Here is a 630-nt window from a genome sequence, read left to right as displayed (position 1 = left end):
ACGGCCCTCCGAGATCTGGCAGCTCCGCCATGTCGGGACCGGGAAGGTCGTGCAGCTGCCCTCCGGCTGCTGTGATCTGAAGCGACAGGCCTGCCAAGGTGTTTACGCTGATGGCTTGGAGGACCGCCTGCTCCATCGTCGGCGCCGCGCTGGTGAGGCCGTGTCCGCGCAGCAGCACCACGGGCCGATCGCCCATGGCGTCGAGCATTTCCGCTGCGAGCTCGCGGTTTCGCACGAGCACTCCTCTGGGGTAGACGGGTATTCCGTCTGCCGCCAGGCGGGTGCCCGGGATGTCGAACGCCCCGACGATCGGCCGGATAGCGAGCCCTGCCAAGTCGGCGGCCACGACCTGCGGGGGGGGTATTGCGGCGGCGGACCGTATTTGGATCCGTCTTCTGTCTCTGTCGATCGCATGCCTTGTATCGTACCCAGCGTCGGCGGGACTGTCGGCACTGCCGCGCTGGCCGGCTTCATGGGCTGACGCTCAGCCGGGCGAGCTCGTGTCGCCAGGCGGTCGCGATGTTGAACGGCCCTCCGAGATCTGGCAGCTCCGCCATGTCGGGACCGGGAAGGTCGTGCAGCTGCCCTCCGGCTGCTGTGATCTGAAGCGACAGGCCTGCCAAGGTGTTT

The 630-nt window shown here is 67.6% G+C and carries 1 pseudogene; it reads right to left on the bottom strand.

Going from position 1 to position 630, the window contains the following annotated elements:
• Window positions 1-364: pseudogene (locus AC4LGL_RS00985) on the bottom strand (class II aldolase/adducin family protein); the annotation flags it as partial.
• Window positions 365-630 lie beyond the last annotated feature (266 nt).

Source organism: Mycolicibacterium arcueilense (genome assembly GCF_058536225.1).
The sequence above is the reverse complement of the archived record's forward strand: the minus strand, read 5'-3'. Positions and strand labels throughout refer to the sequence as shown.